Annotated in this window: 20 protein-coding genes; 4 read left to right on the top strand and 16 right to left on the bottom strand. The window is 30.8% G+C overall.

Annotation, left to right across the window (positions count from 1 at the left end; genetic code table 11):
* The first annotated feature begins 1 nt into the window (after position 1).
* On the top strand, positions 2–484 hold the full coding sequence (locus ACE193_RS14750; RefSeq protein WP_375558988.1) for a GyrI-like domain-containing protein: 483 nt from the start codon (positions 2–4) through the stop codon (positions 482–484).
* Positions 485–1,109: 625 nt separating this feature from the next.
* On the opposite strand, the gene ACE193_RS14745 is transcribed toward ACE193_RS14750, so the two are convergent.
* The 4 genes from ACE193_RS14745 to ACE193_RS14730 all read right to left on the bottom strand — a co-directional run bounded on the left by ACE193_RS14745 (position 1,110) and on the right by ACE193_RS14730 (position 4,098).
* Complete coding sequence (locus ACE193_RS14745) at positions 1,110–1,577, bottom strand: hypothetical protein (RefSeq protein WP_375558987.1); 468 nt, start codon at positions 1,575–1,577, stop codon at positions 1,110–1,112.
* Positions 1,578–1,616: 39 nt separating this feature from the next.
* A complete protein-coding gene (locus ACE193_RS14740; protein ID WP_375558986.1) occupies positions 1,617–2,225 on the bottom strand; it encodes a hypothetical protein in 609 nt (202 codons plus the stop codon).
* A gap of 172 nt (positions 2,226–2,397) precedes the next feature.
* Complete coding sequence (locus tag ACE193_RS14735; RefSeq protein ID WP_375558985.1) at positions 2,398–2,787, bottom strand: RidA family protein; 390 nt, start codon at positions 2,785–2,787, stop codon at positions 2,398–2,400.
* A gap of 117 nt (positions 2,788–2,904) precedes the next feature.
* Positions 2,905–4,098: an acetyl-CoA C-acyltransferase gene (locus tag ACE193_RS14730; protein ID WP_375558984.1), complete on the bottom strand. Its 1,194-nt coding sequence runs from the start codon at positions 4,096–4,098 to the stop codon at positions 2,905–2,907.
* Between the two features lie 268 nt (positions 4,099–4,366).
* Here ACE193_RS14730 and ACE193_RS14725 point away from each other — a divergent pair, with 268 nt between their 5' ends.
* Positions 4,367–4,729, top strand: coding sequence for a SnoaL-like domain-containing protein (locus tag ACE193_RS14725; RefSeq protein WP_375558983.1), 363 nt, complete (start codon positions 4,367–4,369; stop codon positions 4,727–4,729).
* A gap of 150 nt (positions 4,730–4,879) precedes the next feature.
* Here the strand turns inward: ACE193_RS14725 and pyrR are convergent, their stop codons facing one another.
* From pyrR to ACE193_RS14685, 8 genes are all read right to left on the bottom strand, one after another.
* On the bottom strand, positions 4,880–5,413 hold the full coding sequence (gene pyrR / locus ACE193_RS14720) for a bifunctional pyr operon transcriptional regulator/uracil phosphoribosyltransferase PyrR (protein ID WP_375558982.1): 534 nt from the start codon (positions 5,411–5,413) through the stop codon (positions 4,880–4,882).
* A gap of 47 nt (positions 5,414–5,460) precedes the next feature.
* Positions 5,461–5,988 (bottom strand): hypothetical protein, encoded by a 528-nt coding sequence (locus tag ACE193_RS14715; RefSeq protein ID WP_375558981.1) that lies wholly within the window; start codon positions 5,986–5,988, stop codon positions 5,461–5,463.
* Positions 5,989–6,043: 55 nt separating this feature from the next.
* Positions 6,044–6,919 (bottom strand): glutamate racemase, encoded by an 876-nt coding sequence (murI, locus tag ACE193_RS14710; RefSeq protein ID WP_375558980.1) that lies wholly within the window; start codon positions 6,917–6,919, stop codon positions 6,044–6,046.
* 144 nt (positions 6,920–7,063) lie between these two features.
* Positions 7,064–7,462 (bottom strand): YraN family protein, encoded by a 399-nt coding sequence (locus ACE193_RS14705; protein ID WP_375558979.1) that lies wholly within the window; start codon positions 7,460–7,462, stop codon positions 7,064–7,066.
* Positions 7,463–7,466: 4 nt separating this feature from the next.
* Positions 7,467–7,853: a hypothetical protein gene (locus ACE193_RS14700; protein ID WP_375558978.1), complete on the bottom strand. Its 387-nt coding sequence runs from the start codon at positions 7,851–7,853 to the stop codon at positions 7,467–7,469.
* Between the two features lie 223 nt (positions 7,854–8,076).
* Positions 8,077–9,159 carry a M42 family peptidase gene (locus ACE193_RS14695; RefSeq protein ID WP_375558977.1) on the bottom strand — a complete coding sequence of 361 codons (1,083 nt, stop codon included), beginning with the start codon at positions 9,157–9,159 and terminating at the stop codon, positions 8,077–8,079.
* A gap of 224 nt (positions 9,160–9,383) precedes the next feature.
* Positions 9,384–9,974 carry a hypothetical protein gene (locus ACE193_RS14690; RefSeq protein WP_375558976.1) on the bottom strand — a complete coding sequence of 197 codons (591 nt, stop codon included), beginning with the start codon at positions 9,972–9,974 and terminating at the stop codon, positions 9,384–9,386.
* A 68-nt stretch (positions 9,975–10,042) separates the two neighbouring features.
* Entirely contained in the window at positions 10,043–10,534 is a 492-nt protein-coding gene (locus tag ACE193_RS14685; protein ID WP_375558975.1) for an RNA polymerase sigma factor, read from the bottom strand.
* A 312-nt stretch (positions 10,535–10,846) separates the two neighbouring features.
* Here ACE193_RS14685 and ACE193_RS14680 point away from each other — a divergent pair, with 312 nt between their 5' ends.
* The gene (locus ACE193_RS14680; RefSeq protein WP_375558974.1) at positions 10,847–11,302 is read left to right on the top strand and encodes a hypothetical protein; all 456 of its coding nucleotides are present in this window, start codon (positions 10,847–10,849) and stop codon (positions 11,300–11,302) included.
* Between the two features lie 148 nt (positions 11,303–11,450).
* Here ACE193_RS14680 and ACE193_RS14675 read toward each other — a convergent pair whose 3' ends face one another.
* Complete coding sequence (locus ACE193_RS14675; protein WP_375558973.1) at positions 11,451–11,906, bottom strand: DUF1569 domain-containing protein; 456 nt, start codon at positions 11,904–11,906, stop codon at positions 11,451–11,453.
* Positions 11,907–12,517: 611 nt separating this feature from the next.
* On the opposite strand from ACE193_RS14675, the gene ACE193_RS14670 reads away from it, so the two are divergent.
* Complete coding sequence (locus ACE193_RS14670; RefSeq protein WP_375558972.1) at positions 12,518–15,181, top strand: 7TM diverse intracellular signaling domain-containing protein; 2,664 nt, start codon at positions 12,518–12,520, stop codon at positions 15,179–15,181.
* Between the two features lie 80 nt (positions 15,182–15,261).
* On the opposite strand, the gene ACE193_RS14665 is transcribed toward ACE193_RS14670, so the two are convergent.
* From ACE193_RS14665 to ACE193_RS14655, 3 genes are all read right to left on the bottom strand, one after another.
* A complete protein-coding gene (locus tag ACE193_RS14665; protein ID WP_375558971.1) occupies positions 15,262–16,524 on the bottom strand; it encodes an ABC transporter permease in 1,263 nt (420 codons plus the stop codon).
* Between the two features lie 120 nt (positions 16,525–16,644).
* Positions 16,645–16,956 (bottom strand): hypothetical protein, encoded by a 312-nt coding sequence (locus ACE193_RS14660; protein ID WP_375558970.1) that lies wholly within the window; start codon positions 16,954–16,956, stop codon positions 16,645–16,647.
* A 354-nt stretch (positions 16,957–17,310) separates the two neighbouring features.
* Positions 17,311–18,426 carry a hypothetical protein gene (locus ACE193_RS14655; RefSeq protein WP_375558969.1) on the bottom strand — a complete coding sequence of 372 codons (1,116 nt, stop codon included), beginning with the start codon at positions 18,424–18,426 and terminating at the stop codon, positions 17,311–17,313.
* Positions 18,427–18,608: the final 182 nt, after the last annotated feature.

Here is an 18,608-nt window from a genome sequence, read left to right as displayed (position 1 = left end):
AATGAAACCCCAAATAATAAGTCTTCCTCAAAAAAAACTAATGGGACAGTCTATAAAAATGTCCTTATCAAACGATAAGACTATGGAATTATGGCAACGTTTCATGCCTCAAAAAAAGACAATCCAAAATTCTATTGGAACAGATTTGTATTCTATTCAAATTTATGATGACGCATTAGATTTTAAAGATTTCAATCCCACAACAGAATTTATAAAATGTGCGATGATTGAAGTTACTGATTTTGAAAATATACCTCAAAATATGGAAAGCAAAGTACTGGAAGGAGGATTATACGCCATTTTTTTATATAAAGGCTTGCCTAAAGATTTCCCAAAGATGGCACACTATATTTTTGGAGTTTGGCTACCAAACTCAGATTATCAATTAGACCAAAGAGAGCATTTTGAAGTCTTGGGAGAGAAATACAACCCCACAAATGAAAACTCAGAAGAAGAAATTTGGATTCCAATAAAGCATAACTAAAAAGAGATTCGGTTTTAAATTACCTAATCAAAATTTAGAACAAATGACAAAATTGCATTTATCACTTAAATTCAAGTTCTATTAAAATAATAAGGAAAGATTACGGATTACGAATGCAATACATTGATTATCAATCGTTTGTATTCGAAGATATATATCTTAATTAATTTCTGTTCCTAAGCATAAAAAAATCCCTTTCTTTTATAAAAATGGAAAGGAATTTCTCAATGATATTTTAAAAAAAGTGTAATTAAATAGCTAAAAAATAAGGAGTTGTAAAAAATAAACTTTTCTCTTAGTTAGAAAAAAATTCAACACACTTACTATTCAATTTTTACTTTCTAATTAATAGAATTTCTTAAAAATAAAGCTTCTGTTAAAAAATTTTGAGAAGAGGAGTTATTTCTCAATACAGATTCTTTTAGAAATTCATATTAATTTTTGCTTACTTGTCTTATATAATTCAAAGGCTTTGCCAATGCCAAAAATAAGTAGAATATTTCCAAATTATTTACAAAAAGCGTATTTAAAGCTCAAAAAAGGTATTTTTGTTTTTTTACAGCAATTTCTAATTATATAATTTTTCCCATTTTGAAAAGGGTATTTTTTCATTATGAAAATATTATTACACTTTCTGATCTTTTTTTTGTTCTTCTACCTTTAAATTTTTGAAACTCTTATTCATAAACTTATCAAAAGTTTCAAATCCTTTGTATTCCTGTTTACTAATTCCTACTTTTTTTAGTTTTTGAGAGGTTGAGTTTTTAGAAAAATGAAGTTCAATGATTTTATAGACATCATTAAATGTTTTTATTTCGACAGCATTCCACCTTTTTAAATCTTTAAAAAGCCATTTCTTTTTTGGTAAAACTAAATAAGAAATTATCAATTCTTTTTTAGAAAACCCAATAGAAGTAGGCATAGTAATAATTTTGAGCAAGAGCAATACCACTATAATTATGGCAATTCCGATAATCAAAAACTTCCAATTTGATTCTAAAGAAAGCGACCATGCAGCAATTCCGATAATTCCTACACAAAAAATAGAAAGAGAAAAAAGAGTTTGAAATTTGAAAGAAAGTTTGTTATTCATAACTGAATGCGTTTTTTAAATGATTATGATTGACCTACTTTATTCTTCTTCATCTGTTTCTTCATCTTCAAAATTTTCTAGTTTTTCAATCAAGTTAGAAACAGAAGCTATCGTTTTGACAGGCATGTGATGATATTCTGGTGGCAAAAGTTTATCTACATACAAAAGCAAAATATCTAAATGTACAAACATTTCTTCAGCATGAGGAAGTAATCTTTCGCCATGAGGAAGCAAAATTTTACAATGAGGAAGCAATTTTTCAACATGTGGAAGTAGTATATCTTTATACTTCAAAAGTAAATCTGTGTAAGGCAATAAATCATCTAAATAGGGTTCAAACAAATGAAAATAAGGCAATAGTTCTTCTGCATGAGGTAAAAGCTGGTCGGAGTATGGAAGCAGTTTTTCAGCATGAGGCGCAATTTGGTGTGCATAAGGCAACAATTCATCTTTATAAGGCAACAATTTTTCTATATGAGGCGCAAGCAAAGATGATTGAGGTAATAAACTCTTGGCATGTGGCATAAAGTCATCTGCATGAAAGAGCAAACGAAAACTATGAGGTAGCAAAGAAGGCGCATTTTTTAGAAGTTGGGGCGCATTTTTAGCAAATCCTTTTAATAAATTTCTATATTTTTTATTAGCCACTTTTTATGAATTGTAAATTATTAGTGGTGAATTATGAATTATCATAAATAACACTAACTAAATTTAGAAAGAATTAGTTTTAATAAAAGGATAGGAAGTATTTAGACTTTGTTTAGACCCTAAGAATCTTAAAGAACCTTAGGGTTTAAAAATAAGAGCAAAATTACAAAAATTATTCCTTTGCAGCCACACAAGAAATTTCTACACGCACATCTTTTGGCAAACGAGATACTTCAACGGTTTCTCTTGCAGGAGGATTTTCTTTAAAATATTCGCCATACGCTGTATTAATAGCTTGAAAATCATTCATGTCTTTTACAAAAATTCCACATTTGACAACATCCGAAAATGAAAGCCCAGCAGCTTCTAAAATCTGTTTCATGTTGTGCATTACTTTATGAGTTTCTTCTTCTATGCTTTCTCCATTTTGTCCTGTTATTTTGCCACTTTTTGCATCCATTGCAATTTGTCCAGAAACAAAAAGCGTATTTCCATTCCAAACAGCTTGACTATAAGGACCAATAGGAGCAGGAGCATTTTCTGTAAATACAATTCTTGACATAATTTTTGGGGGATTGGGAATTAGGGATTAGGAATTGGAAACTGGGAGTTAAGAATTGAAGATTAGTTAATTATCTATTTCCTAATTCCCATCTCCCAGTTCCTATTTATTCTCTAGTTACTTTTTCAAGTTTTCAATAATGATTGCCGAAGCACCACCACCACCATTACAGATAGCAGCCAAACCGTATTTTCCATTATTCTGACTCAAAACATTAGAAAGAGTAGTTACAATTCTTGCTCCCGAACAGCCGAGTGGGTGTCCTAAAGAAACTGCACCACCATTTACGTTTACAATCTTAGGGTCAATATCTAATTCTTTATTAAATGCCATCGTAACAGCCGAAAATGCTTCATTTACTTCGAAAAAGTCAATGTCATTCTTTGTAAGACCTGCACGTTTTAGAGCTTTTGGAGCTGCGATTGTTGGTGCAGTTGTAAACCATTGTGGTTCTTGTTCTGCATCTGCAAAATCTACAATACGAGCGATTGGAGTAAGTCCTAATTCTTTTACTTTTTCACCACTCATAAGTATTGCAGCCGAAGCACCATCATTAATTGTAGAAGCATTTGCTGCCGTAACTGTTCCGTTTGGACTAAAAACAGCTCTAAGTGTAGGGATTTTGTCAAATTTTACTTTTTTGTATTCTTCATCTTCACTTACCACAACAGGGTCGCCTTTTCGTTGTGGAATTTCTACGGCTACAATTTCATCTTTAAACTTACCTGATTCTGTTGCATTTTTTGAGCGAGTATAAGATTCAATAGCATAAGCATCTTGTGCTTCACGAGTAAAGTTATATTTTTCTGCCGTTTTATCAGCACTTACACCCATAGCAGAATTATCATACGCATCGGCCAAACCATCACGCATAAGTCCGTCGATAAGCGTTCCGTGTCCGTAGCCATAACCACCAAAACGAGCTTTATCTAAATAAAAAGGAATATTTGACATACTTTCCATTCCTCCAGCAACAACTACATCAGAATGCCCTAACATAATACTTTGAGCAGCAAACATCATCGCTTTCATACCCGAAGCACATACTTTATTGACAGTAGTACATTGTACAGAATAAGGAAGACCAGCCAAAACAGCAGCCTGACGAGCAGGTGCTTGTCCTAAATTTGCTGAAATCACATTGCCCATATACACTTCTTGTACTTCTTTTGGGTCAAGATTAACTTTTTGTAATGCTCCTTTTATTGCTGTTGCACCAAGTTGAGTGGCTGCAACGGCTGCCAAAGAACCATTAAAGCTACCAATTGGAGTACGAACTATCGAAACTAAATAAACTTCTTTGAGTGTCATATAAATATGCTTTTATTGTATAAATGTTGTATTGAAAAAACTACTGGTATGTTGAAAAATACAGTACTTGAGTAGTCTGCAAGTTACAAAAAATGCCTCATTTTTATTGAATGATTAAAAAGAGTTTTGATAAAAAATAAAATCAAAGTGTTAAATTTATTAGCATTGCTATTTTTGTTAGCTTTTTAATTCTATTTTTTTTATCTTGTCATCAGTTTCTACCAGCTACTATCTATCATAAATTAATTTATTAAAAATCATTTCAATCATGACAACACAAGAAATTGCAAATCGTTTAGTAGAGCTTTGCCGAGAAGGAAATTATGACCAAGCTCAAAAAGAATTATATCATCAAAATGCTTTCAGTATCGAACCTGAAATGTTGCCCAACAACAAAGTACAAGGAATGGAAGCCATTGGAAAAAAAGGACAAGAATGGGCAAATAATTTGGAAGAAATGCACTTTGCAGAAGTTTCTGAACCGATTGTAGCAGGAAGTCATTTTTCTTGTACAATGGCTTTTGATGCTACTTTTAAAGATAGAGGAAGAGTAAAAGATGAAGAGTTGGCAGTCTATAAAGTAGAAAATGGAAAAATTACAGAAGAGCGTTTTTTTTATTCTATGGGCTAAATCATATTTCTTATCTTAAAAATTGAGTTTGTTCCTAACTCCTCTATCATTGAATGCTGCTTGCAAAAGATATAGAGGAGTATTTTTTCTGTTTTGAAAATGATATATCAAAATTTCTACTATATTTAAGTCATATTGATTCTCTTCTTTTTAAGAAATAAGCCAAATTTTATCTTCTTTTGCTCCTTCTTGTGTCCATTCTACTTCTATATGTTCAGACAAAATTGTATTTACACTTTTCCCAATATAATTGGGAGCAATCGGCAAATCTCGTGTGTATTTTCGGTCAATCAAAACCAACAAATCTACTTTTTTAGGTCTTCCAAAAGCTGCCATCGCACTTATTGCTGCACTTATTGTACGCCCAGTATAGAGAACATCATCTATCAAAATGACTTTTTTATTTTCTATCACAAACGGAACATCAGTCATATTTGCTTTTAGAGGTTCGTTTCTTCTTCTAAAATCATCTCTATAAAAAGTAACATCTAACTTTCCAAAAGGAATTTTTTTATTCAAACGAGTTTCCAAACGCTTATGAATGCGCTCTGCAAAAAGTGTCCCTCGTGGCTGGATTCCCAAAAGAACTGTATGCGAAAAATCTGAATAATTTTCGATAAGCTGCTCACAAAGACGGCTTACTGTAAGGTCTAATAAATCGGAGGAAAAAAGTAGTCTTTTCATTTTTAGTGATTAATTATTAGTGATAAGTGAATTTCACTATTTCGTCTTTATTCAATTCTTTCAAATTCTAATCCGTAATATTCTGTTTTTCTATCAACAAATGGAGCAATCAATAAAAATGCTATTTGTAATTCAGCCATATCAGCTATCAAATTTCCATTTTTTGATAAGCAAATTCTAGTATTAGTTACTCTAGTTCCAGTTGCAAAAATATATGTGTTGACTTCTACAAATTTCTTGATAAACAAATAATCTCTTCTTACTTTGAATTTCAAAATTTTTGATTTTATACGAGTTGTATCTCTATACAATTCCATTTGCAGATGATTTTTGTCAATCAATTTCAAATCTACTTTATATCTTTCTGCAAAACGCTCTTTGTTAGGAGAATTTTCATTTACTAAATAATGTAAACCTATTGATAAAGTATCTTTACTCACACCTCCAAAAGTTCCTTCAAACTTTTTTAAATCATTTTTTGATAAAACCTGTCTATTTTCTGACAAAGAATCAGTTTTAAAAGTAGCACAAGAAGTAAAAGCCAAAATAAAGAAAAGTAAAATGATATTTTTCATAAGGAAATTTGTATTCAACTGATGACTGGTAACTGTTTACTGATAACTGTAAAACCTACTCCCAAAGTTTATACAACTCCAATTCCACTTTTTTTCTAAAAAATATCTTTGTTGTTTCTTCGAATGATTTGGTAAGGTCAGAAACATAAAAAATATCTTCTTTTGTAGAATAAGGATTTAATAAATTATTTTGTTCTAAAAAGATACGAACTTCTTCAGCAACAATAAAAGAACCATCAATAATTTCTACTTTATGCGTAAAATTTTCTTTAAAAAATAAATCAATATCTTTTTTGATAAGAGGATAATGCGTACAACCCAAAATCAAACCTTCAATATTTTGTAAAGATTCGTCAGATAAATATTCAGAAATAACCGATTTACTAATCGTATTATTAAAAAAACCTTCTTCAATCATAGAAGCCAAAAGAGGCGTAGCAAGTGACGAAAGATTAATATTTTTATTTGTTTTATCTATTTTTTGAAGATAGGCATTTGAGTTTATCGTTTGGCGAGTGCCGATAAGACCAATATTTTTTCCTTCAAAATTAGTTGCTACATAATTTATAACAGGCTGAATAACATCAATTACCTTTGCTTTTGTGGCTGTATATTCTTTTATAAGTTCGAAAGCTGCTGAAGAAGCCGAATTACAAGCAAATAAAATCACTTTACAATGGTGTTTCAAAAGAAAATCAACGGCTTTGATAGAATACGACTGTAAAGCTGCCGTAGATTTTTCTCCGTAAGGCAAATGTGCCGTATCTCCAAAATAGATAATTTTTTCGTGTGGCAAAAGTTCTTTTACAGCATACGCAACCGTAAGTCCACCAATTCCACTATCAAAAATGCCTATTGGATTTGTGTTTTTGGTTTCTTGAAGATATGTTTTTAGAGAATTTTGGTAATTTGATTCGTCGTTTTTTGACATTGATTTATAGAAGTGTTTTTGTTGGTGTCGCTATGCTAAAACACCAACAAAGGCAGAGAATGGTTTTATGAATAGAGAGTGTAAAAGTACAACTATTTTACAAAAACTCTAGGGGTCTTGGAGACTCTTGGGGTTTAAATTTCACTAAAAAGCATCTTCTAAATGCAAAATTTCTTTCAAAATATCCTTTTCAAAGAGAATTGAAATAATATCAAACTGAATAAATCCTTTAAATTCTTGATTTAATGCTTCTTCGTATTTCTCTAAAAAAAGCTCGGCTGTTTGGGAGATTTTTGAGGCTTGTGCTTCGCTTACAAATTGTTCTGGGTTTCCAAAATCATCATTTTTTCTTGTCTTTACTTCTATAAAATGAATGACGTTTTCTTTTTTTGCTATAATATCAATTTCGCCATTACTTCCTTTTCCTGCTCTAAAATTGGTTTCTAATTTTTCAAATCCTTTTTTTATCAAAAAAATCAGTGCTAACTCTTCACCTTTTTTTCCTATTGTTTGTTTTTGAGTGAGTTGAGATTTTTCTTTCATAAAATTATCGTTGTCTGACATCTAGCGAATTAAAACTTATTTTTTCAGGAATTTTTCCTTGACAAGGACGATAAGCCAAAAGTGTAACCGAATGACGTGGATAAATGGCTGTTTGTATTCTTCCCTGTAACTGCATTTTACTTTCTCCTTCACATCTAAAAGAAGGTGTAAAACTTACTTTTACTTCATACGTATTTGTATTTCGAAGACGTACTAGAGTATTATAACGAGTATCATACATCGAACTTCTATGCTGAATATAAAACTCTACTCCATTTTCTTTCTGAAATAAAGCCCAACGATTTACAGGAATTGGGTCTTTTGATATGGAACTAGAAAGACCAAAAATACAAAGTAAAGAGAAAAAAAGTAAAGTAAAATTGAATTTCATGTGTTGTTATTGGCTTAGTAGTATTTTGTATGTAAATGGTAGTCCTTGTTATAATTTATTCAAGATATGATTATAATAAGGCAAGATTTACTAATTACTTGATTATCAGTAATTATCAAGTAGATAAAAATGCAAAAAATAAGCCTAATTCCAATTCTTTTCTATAAAGATTTTAAAAAATAAAACTGGTTCAGTTATAATATCTGAACCAGTCAAGTATCATTTACTTAATATACCTAAAATCTGTTCCTGCTTTAAGGCTAATTACACTCTGATAAATAAGTTCGATAACTGCCTCTACATCTTTTTTAGAAGCTGTTTCTACTGTTGTGTGCATATATTTTAGTGGAATAGAAATAAGAGCAGAAGCCGTTCCTTTTCCTGAATATGCAAAAGCATCAGTATCTGTTCCTGTCGAACGCCCAGAAGCCATACGCTGAAATGGAATTTTATTTTTATCAGCAGCTTTAATAATATGCTTTAAAAGATTGTTCTGAACAGCAGGACCATACGTAAGACACGCACCACGTCCACAACGCACATCACTTTGTTTGATTTTATTATACATTGGAGAAGCTGTATCATGACAAACATCGGTAACAATCGCTACATCTGCCTCAATAGTACGAGAAATCATTGTTGCGCCATTCAAACCCACTTCTTCTTGCACAGCATTTACGATATACAAACCAAAATCTAGTTTATCTTTATTTTTATGGATTTGACGTGCCACTTCTGCAATCATAAAACCACCAATACGATTATCTAATGCTCTTCCTGTCCAAAAATTATCATTCAATTCCATTAGCTCATCTTCAAAAGTAGCTACACAACCGACATGTATTCCTAGTTCTTCGACTTCTTTCTTAGTTGTTGCTCCTACATCTAAGAAAATATTATCAACTTCTGGAAGTGTATCAGCTTTTCCACGTTCACGTACATGAATCGCAGGCCAACCAAAAACACCTTTTACAATGCCTTTATCTGTATAAATATTTACACGCTTTGAAGGTGCAATAACTGCATCCGAACCTCCATTTTGTTTGACATAAATATAACCTTCCTCTGTAATATAATGAACAGTCCAAGCAATTTCGTCGGCATGTGCTTCAATGACTACTTTATATTTTGCTTTTGGATTAACAACAGCGACAGCACTTCCGTACGTATCCGTAAAATAAGAATCTGTATAAGGCTTGATATAATCTAACCAAATTTGCTGACCACTTTGTTCATAACCTGTTGGAGAAGAATTATTAAGGTAATTGAAGAGAAACTCACGACTTTTTTTATTCATTTTTGCCATTATGCTTTTTTTAAATGTTTTAGTTCTTTTATCTTGAAGATATAATTAGCAATATAATAAATCTAACGGCTATGAAAAAAGTTTTTTGCTTCTCTATTTTAGTTTTTATTTTTTTTGGAATTGCTCAAAATCGTTCTTTTGTTGGTAACATCAATAATAGCTCTTTTTGTTATCGCTAGTGTCTCCAATAATTTAACCCATGGAAAGGTGATAAATAAATCTCTTTATTCTTCTAAACCCTCAAGTTCTTTTAACTCTTCCTTTAGCTCATTAACATAGTTTCCATACAGGTTCTTGATATACCACTTTGTTACAAAATAATAAGTAGGAATAAAAATTACTGCACCTGCTACAATGAGTAACATTTTGGTAAGTGTAAGACTATCTAAAGTTACATTTGTCCAAAATAAAGGAAGAATACTGGCAAAAAGTCCTAATGCAAGCGAACCATATAAATATACTTTTAGGTACAAATCAAGTGTTTTGATAAGATGTTCTAAGGTTTTTTTTAGATTATCTTGTAAATTTATTTTTCTAATTTTATAATATTGGAAAGTGTACCACCCCAAACAAAGACTCAATACAAATAGTAAATAAGGGATAATAAAAGGCGAATAAAACCAATGTTTGTTGAGTATAAAAACGACACCTATCACAAGTGTTAGACTGCTCTCAATCCAAATACTACGTTTGATTTTAGAAATAGAATCTTTTGCCTTTCCTTGTAAAAGTTTACGAATTTGGTCATTCTCAAACACAGGTTCGGATTGTGTTTGGAGAGCCTGCCAAGTAGATTTTAAATTGTCTATATCCATTTTTTATGCTGCTTATTTTATATTTTCTCTGAAAAATATTTTTTATTGTATTATTTTTATTCCCTATTTTATTGAGGAATTTTTTCCATTGTTTCTTTTAGTTTCTTTTTGATACGATTGATTTTTACACCTACATTCGTTTTGGTAATTCCGATAATTTCAGCAATTTCATCATAACTTTTTTCTTCCAAATAGAGCATAATAATTCCCTTTTCTACCTTGGAGAGTTTCTGAATAGCTAATTGAAGATTTTTGAGCTGTTCTTCTTTTTCGGTATCGGGAGGTGTATCTGGAAATTGAAGTGTAGAATCGGAAATAGAAAACTCAGAAGGCTTACGTTTGGTTTTGCGAAGACGAGCAATAGCTGTATTGAGTGCAATCCGATACATCCAAGTAGAAATTTTGGAATCTCCTCTAAATTTGGGGTACGACTTCCAAAGCTGAAACAAAACTTCTTGAAATAAATCTTGCCTATCATCTTCAGAATCGCAGTACATGCGACATACTTTGTGTATGATACCTTGATGTTTCTGAATAAATACTACAAAATCTTTTTCCAAAATGAGTAAGGATTCAATTAAAAATTAAAAATTACGAATATAAATTACTGACTACGAACGACTTATGGTATATATAGTAGTTTAATTAATTTCTGTTCCTAAAGAAGAATTTCTCTTAATTAAGAGGAAAATAAAATTAGCCCAAATTTTACATTCAAAAGTACTAATTTATAGAATCAATCTACGAAAAAGACAGAAAAAATAAGGATTTTCACAAACTTTCATTTTTTTTTGAAAGAAATGAAACCTCTATTTCTTATCTTCGTTCTATAACCATAAAGCAATTTTAATTTTATCTCAAAACTGATTTCAATGATGATTTCTCCCTATAAAAAACCTTTGCTCCGTATTGACTTAGCCATTCAGATTACTTTTTTAGTAATTCTTTTTGGAGGTTATGGAATGACTTTTCTGGCTTCTCAAATTGATTCTTTAGAAGGCTTTGCTTTTTCTTTTTTCTTTCCCATTTTAGCTTTAGGAATTTTGGCTTTTCTAAATCCTGTCATGAATGTTTTACATTTGATTTTAGGAGATTACTCTGATGAAGCCCACAAACTTCGTAAAAACTATACGTTTGCTATTTTGGGTTATGTAATTATTGGAATAATAGGTTTTTTGCTGCTTCGTATTCCTGTTTTTTCATTTCTAAATAATTTAGCAATACTTTATTTATATGGAATAAGTCATCTTTTTGCTATTGGCTATGTTTATATTACTATTTTGGAAAACAAAACACAGAAGATCGTTGAAAGAAGATTGTATTACTAATATTATGAAATTTACTCATACAAAAAACAGTATTATGCAGTAATTACCCAAAAGCTATTTTTATTCATACTTTATTAGATTTAATTCTTTATAGTTTTGTGTTTAATAAAATAGTAAGATTAGATTTCTAATTCTTCTGATGGTTTAATTATACACCAAATTGCGACAAGTGATGGTCTAAATGTTTGTAGAACATATTATTCCATTCTGTTTTAGAAAGTTTCCCAAAAGAGTGTGATTCTTTGTTATCAAAATAACCTTCCCCTAATTCTTGTGTTTTTTGAATATGTTCAATCAATCGTTTTTTTTCTATTTCGAAAGTACGCTCATCTTTTATAATGAATTGAGGTGCAGTTTGCCCATTTTTACTAAAAGGGGTTTCGCCTACAACTTTATTTTTTACAAATGTTTTTAAAATAAACCTCAAGAAAGCATTTGGTTTGGGGTATTTGCCTTCTTCATATACCATTTCATACGTTACATTACAATGAGCAAGCATTTTTTCGATACTCATTGTCCCCCAAAGAGGTTGAGTGGAGGGTGTTAATTTTTCTATACGATGAATAGTTTCATCCATAACAGTTTTTTCAAAAATATTTTTCATTATGTTATTGATTGAATAGAACTAAAAGAATTTTTTTGCTAAAAATAAAAGCAATATACTCATTTTTCTTTAAAAAAGAATCATTAAAAGCATTTTTAATGCTAATCAAAATAGTTACTTTATGTCTTATTGAAAATACCCAAACTCTCATTCATAGAAATAAAGTAGTCGTTGGTAGAAATAGCGAAATTAATACAAAAAAATAATAGAAAATGATCTAATTTTTCCTTAAATTTAAGATATTCAATTTAAAAAGAGCATTTTTTGTAAATTTATAAACCATAACTAAACTATATGATTCTGCTAAACTTGAAAATAAGTTTGGTAATAAATCAAAAAAGTTAGTATCTTTTGGCTAGGTTTACAATAAGAAAAATCCAAAAGAACTATTTTATAAGAAGTAGTTTTGTTACCTTAAAAACTTCTATTTTGATAGTTCTTTTCAAATAAGTATATTTTTTATATTGTTTTATTTATCATTTTTAAGGCTAAATACACTCATTTTGCCAAATCATTTTTTTAGAAAAAATTATTCTTCATTCAATTTTAACTTCAAAAATACTTCATTTTTGAAGGTTTTTTGCTTTTGCTTACTTTTTTTAGGTAGTTTTTTGTTATCCTTTTCAGTTCAAGCACAGGTTTTTGATTTGAATGATTCGACTAAAGTTTATCCGTTAGGCGAAGATGTATTTGTTCTTCCAGACTCAGAAGGGACATATACCATAGATGACGTAAGCAGAACTGACAAAGTAAAAGACTTTAGACTTTATAAAGATGTAAAGCCTGTTTATGGAGATGATATTGATATTTACTGGGTTCGTTTTACATTAAAAAATACATTTGCTTCTCGTAAACTATATCTTCTAAAAGCAAAAGATGCAGAAGTAGCTTATCTTTATACACCTACTACCAATGGCATTAGTTATATACGAAGTGAGGATGGAATTATTTTTCCTCATCATAGTAGAAATATAAAAATTGATCGTTCGGCTTGTTTTGTGGTTACTTTGGATAGATTCGAGTCCAAAACTTTTTTTCTTCGTATAGAACATCGTACAACATTTGCCAAACAAAACAAACAGCTTCTCAATACATTAGAACATCTAACCATAGAGGATTTGGCTCGTGGTATTGAACTTTCGAAAGAACGTCGTTATTATCAAGGCTTTTATTTAGGAGCAATGGTACTTTTGGCTCTAAATAGTTTGTTTGTTTCTTTTCTTTTTAATGATAAGCGTTATTTGTATTATGTTGGTTTGTTATTTATGGCAGCCATCCTCAACATGATTTTTGAAGAGTATTTGATAGAGTTTTTTATTCCTAATAACCCTACTCTAAACTGGTTATTGACTGTTCCTATTACAGCTCTTCTTTGGTTTTTTTATACCTTATTTTTTAGAAGTTTCCTAAATCTAAAGAAGGTAGCTCCTTTTTGGGATAAGTTTTTTATTGGTATCGCTGGTCTTTGTTTAGTCATATTTGCACTCACTTTTGTAGATTTATACAAAATGCAATGGATGGTATTTTTACTTGTATTTACTATTACGATTGCTTTGGTTATTAATATAGGAGTGGTAATAAAATTCAAACATCGTCCTGCATCTTTCTTACTAGCTGCTAATGTTGTTTATTTTGGAGGCATTTTGATTTTTGCTTTAGCTCAATTAGAGTTTATTCCTAGAAGTTATTTTACCATGCATGCTTCTCAAGTAGCTGATATTCTTTTGGGTTTATTTGTTTCTTTAGGATTGGCTGACCGAGTAAATTACCTTCGTACAGAGATAGAACGCCGAAACGAAGAAAACCGAGCTTTGATAGAAGAGCAAAAGACAAAGTTAGAAAAAGAAGTAGCCGAACGTACACGAGAAATTACCAAAATAAATATGGAACTCGTTACACAACAAGAAGAGGTTACACGACAAAAAGAACAAATTGAAAAGGCAAATGATAATCTCAAAGGACAGCAAGGAGAACTCCGAAAAGCCTATCAAGATATTAATCTTTTGAGTGATATTGGACGAGATATTACAGCTTCTTTAGATATTGGAGTGATTATAAATACAGTTTATAAACATGTCGATGAAATGATGGATGCTACTGTTTTTGGCATCGGAACCTATAATGCAGAACGTGAAATGATAGGTTTTAGTCATTTCTATAAAGAAGGCGAAATGGTTCCGTATAGAGAAACTCCTATTAATGATGACCGACTTTCTACGTGGTGTGCAAGAAATAAAAAACCTGTCTTTATTACTGATTTTGATGAAGAGTATTCTCAATATTTAGAAGAAAAAGCTCGTGGTGTTTTGGTAGAAGAACGAAATTCTATTATCTATTATCCTTTGATTCAAGAAGAAAAATTATTAGGTGTAATTACGGTACAAAGTCCACTCAAAAATGCGTATTCTCGTAATCATTACCGTATTTTGGAGAGTTTGGCAGCCTATATTACGATTGCACTTTCGAATTATGATGCCTATCAGACTATTCAATTAGCTAAAGATGAGATTGATAGAAAGAATTTACAAATTACAGATTCATTGCGTTATGCAAGAGATATTCAAGGTGTAATTTTACCTGGAGAGCGTCGTTTTAAGCGTATTTTTAAAGAACATTTTTTACTTTATAAACCAAAAGACTTTGTTTCAGGAGATTTCTTTTGGGTAGAAGAATACGAAAACAAAACGTTTGTTGGCGTAATTGATTGTACAGGACATGGCGTACCAGGGGCATTTATGTCACTTATCGGAACTATGCAACTCAATCAAATTCTTTCCAAAACCCAAGAACCATCAGAAATTTTAGATAACCTTCATATCGGAATCAAAAAAGCCTTAAAACAAGACATTTATAATAATGACGATGGAATGGATGTATGTCTGTGTTCTATTGAGCATTTGGAAGAAATAAATCGCTACAAAGTAGTTTTTGCAGGTGCAAAACGTCCTCTTTATTATGTAAGTGAAGATGTATTACATCAACTGAAAGGAACTAGAAAAACGATCGGAGGAAGAAGTAAAAATGACAAACCATTTGAGCAAGAAGAAATTTGGCTTAATGAAGGTGATACACTTTATTTTACTACTGATGGATATGTTGATCAGGCTTCTCCACGTCAAAAGAAAATAGGAACAATGCAACTACTTACTTGGCTAGAACAAATAGCTCCACAAACAATGGATAAACAAGGAGAGTTTTTGAAAGAAGAACTCAATAGACATCAACAATATGTTGAACAAAGAGATGATATCACTCTTTTAGGAATAAGACTTTAATAAAGTTAAGAAGTCAGAGGTAAATGTGATTTCTTATTTTGTATTACTTCTTAAATCTAACTCATACTTCTGACTTTGTATTAATCTGCTCTCAAAGCTACAATAGGTGCAATTTTGGCAGCTTTATAAGCAGGAAAAAAACCAGCTAAAGCTCCTGAAATTACAAGCAATCCGATAGCTACCAAAACTACATATAAATCTACTTCTGGATTTCTGAAAAAAGAATCATCTCCTCCTCCATCTCCTACAAGCATTTTCATTCCCATAATAGCAGCAACTCCTAAAGTAAGTCCAAAAAATCCAGCTACTGAAGTAATTACAATTGCTTCACTTACAATCAAACTAACAATAGAATAAGGTGTTGCACCAAGAGCTTTTCTTACTCCAATTTCTTTTGTGCGTTCTTTTACAATGATGAGCATAATATTACTTACTCCAATAATTCCTGCCAAAATAGTCATTAGACTAACTACCCAAACAAAACCACGAATAAACAGAAAAAGCATCTGAAATTTTTCAAACTCTTCTACATTATTGCGTACTCTAACAGCTCTATCATCCTCAGGTGAAAATTTATGACGAGCTGCAAAATCTTTTTGAATTGCTTTTCCAATCGCATTCGATTCTTCCACAGAAGCATTGCCTACTGTAATCATTAATTGATTAATTTTATCTTTTCCATTGAAAGCAAGTTGTGCAGTTGTGATGGGTAAATACATATATTGCATCTCTCTTTCATTCCCATTATCAGAAAAAACTCCTACTACTTGAAAAGGAATATCTCCAATACTAATCCACTTTCCTATTGGAATTTTTTCGTTGTCTTTAAATTCTTTAAACAGTTCTTCAGCAACTAATTTTCCAATAACAACTACTTTCCTTTTTTTATCTAAATCAGTTTGATTAATAAAACGACCATTATCCATCAATGTATTTTCTAGATATTTGTGGTCTGGATGGACACAACGAGTATTATAAGATGAACTTTTGTCTTTATATCTTGTAATAAAATCTCCTCTCAAATAAAATCTTCCTGTTTTATATTCTATTCCATCTATATTTGCTAAGGCATCATAATCTTGATTTTTGAATTGGATCTGACGACCAACAGGCATTCCTTTATAAGCTATTGAAGTTTGTCCATCATAAAGCCATAAACTATTTACAGCGTCATCTCTAAAATTATGTTCTACGCCATTTTGCAGTCCTTTTCCTGCTCCCAAAAGCAAAACAAGCATAAAAATCCCCCAACCAACGCCCAAAGCAGTTAGTGAAGTTCGAAGTTTATGCCTAAAAAGTGTATCAATTATTTCACTCCATTTGTCAGTATCTATTATTCTCATAGCATTTATTCACACAGACTAGGAAGTCTGTGATACGTTTTGATTTTTATTCTGTTACAATATAAAAAAGTCTTATTTGAAATTTGAATAATACAGTATTTTTAACGGAATTTAGTTTATTTAGAATAATTTAAAAACTGCCCAAGCTGCCATTCCCAAAACTAAAAGTATAAGCATCCAAACATACCAAGGTGCAATTCTTTGGTTGGGTTTTGAGAAAGGTTGTTCGCCTTCAATATCTCTATAAAGTTGAAAATAAGCACGTCTAGCACCTGTCATTCCTTCCAAAATTTGCTTATGTTTTTTGAAAGATTCTGCTAGTTCTTTATCTTTTTCTAGTTTTTCTTCAAAAGCAATTTTGTCTTTTTCTGACAGTGAATCTGATAAATAATCATTGAATTTTTGTGTGAGAGAAGAGTTTGATGAGTTCATGATTTAAATACTATTAGTGATTGATTTTTATACTGAGATTTATTTTGAAAACTAGCACAATAAAGCAAAAGTTAGAACTATGTGAGTTTTTAAACTGTTTAAAAAAATTGCAACTAATAATCTAACAAGCAAAAAATCAGACAATCTAAAGACTGTCTGACTCATATCATAATATATCTAAACCTTCATACTACTAGACTTTTTTAATAATTTCAGTAGGTCAGTCTCATAGAACAGACTATTTGTTAGTCATTTTTTTTTACTTTTAGCTTCAGTAGATGGTCTACTGTTTGGGACTGACCTATTATTTGAAAAATGTTTGGTAATATGGTTTATCTTATTTTTGAGAAAAAATTAGTTTCTTAAAAGAGCTGCAATTTCTTTTTGTCCCCCCATTACTTTTTCGGCATCATCTACAAAGACTTTTCCTCCATTTTTGAGTGTATAAAAAGCAGCTTCATTATAAAGACATTCACTACCTTGATTGGTTCTGACTTTGTAGTTTTCTTTATCAAATTCTCCCCAACGGTGTCCTTTTCCCACAAAAAGCGTATCTACACGACCTTCATAGGCTGCTTCTACCACATCAGCAATTTCTGAAACGGTTGGTTTTGTTTTAGAATTATATTGTTCCATTTTCTTATTTCTATCTTCTGAAAAACGAAGTGAAATAGTAGGATTGACAGCATCAAAAATTTCTTTTTCTGAATGATTATCAAAGTTTTTGGTAAACTGATGTGCAATCAAATTTGGATATGTATTAGCTTCTTCATAAATAGCATGCATACGTTCATCACCTACCAAAACCAAAGGAACATAACTTCCACCTGTATTAATAGCTGGGCGAATGGCATCATCTATTTTTCTAAAAAACTCCAAAACAAACTCTTTTTCTCGGTCTTCTATTGGTGCATTTGCGTGAGTTGCATTTCCTGTATAAGGACGACCTTGCACCTCTTTTTCGACTTCATAAAACTTAGTAACTTCACTAATATCCTGTGGCATATCACAAACAATAGGCGAAATACGTCCATTGGAAACCATAAAAGCAGCAGGTTTGTGTTGAGAAAGACGCAAGATATAATACATTTTATTATTATCTTCCATTTCTTTCATAAGCTCCTTTACATGCATGCGCCCATTTACGACAGCATGAGCTTCTACTTCATAAGGAATGGAAATAGTTTTGAAAAAATTATCTCCCACAAAAATACCTAATCCTTGCTTTTGATTTGACCAAAAATTGCTATCTTCTAAAAGATTGTAAACAGGTTTTAAAAGCTCTTTAATTTCGTTTTCTAAAAGTCCTTTTCGAACAAGTTTTTGTTCAGCTTCTTTAATTTGATTTTTTAGATTAATTTTGTCGTGTCCTTCTTTTACTTCGTGTCCTTTTTGGTGAGTAGGAATATAAATACTAACACAATTTTTAAATTCTTTTGAGGCAAGTTCTATTATTTTGTTACGATTCATAGTATAAAAATTAAGATTAAAAAATGGAATCAATATAGTTATATTGATTATTATACTCTATTATAACAATAAAATAATTATATTGTTCAAAAAAACACAAAGTAAAATATCTGATACAAGGTTTTTGATAAATATCAAATTAGATTGTTTTTTTTTAGTATTTTAGGAAAAGATACATCATT

The sequence above is a fragment of the Bernardetia aquimarina genome (assembly GCF_042180575.1).
Classification (GTDB): Bacteria; Bacteroidota; Bacteroidia; order Cytophagales; family Bernardetiaceae; genus Bernardetia.
The sequence above is the reverse complement of the archived record's forward strand: the minus strand, read 5'-3'. Positions and strand labels throughout refer to the sequence as shown.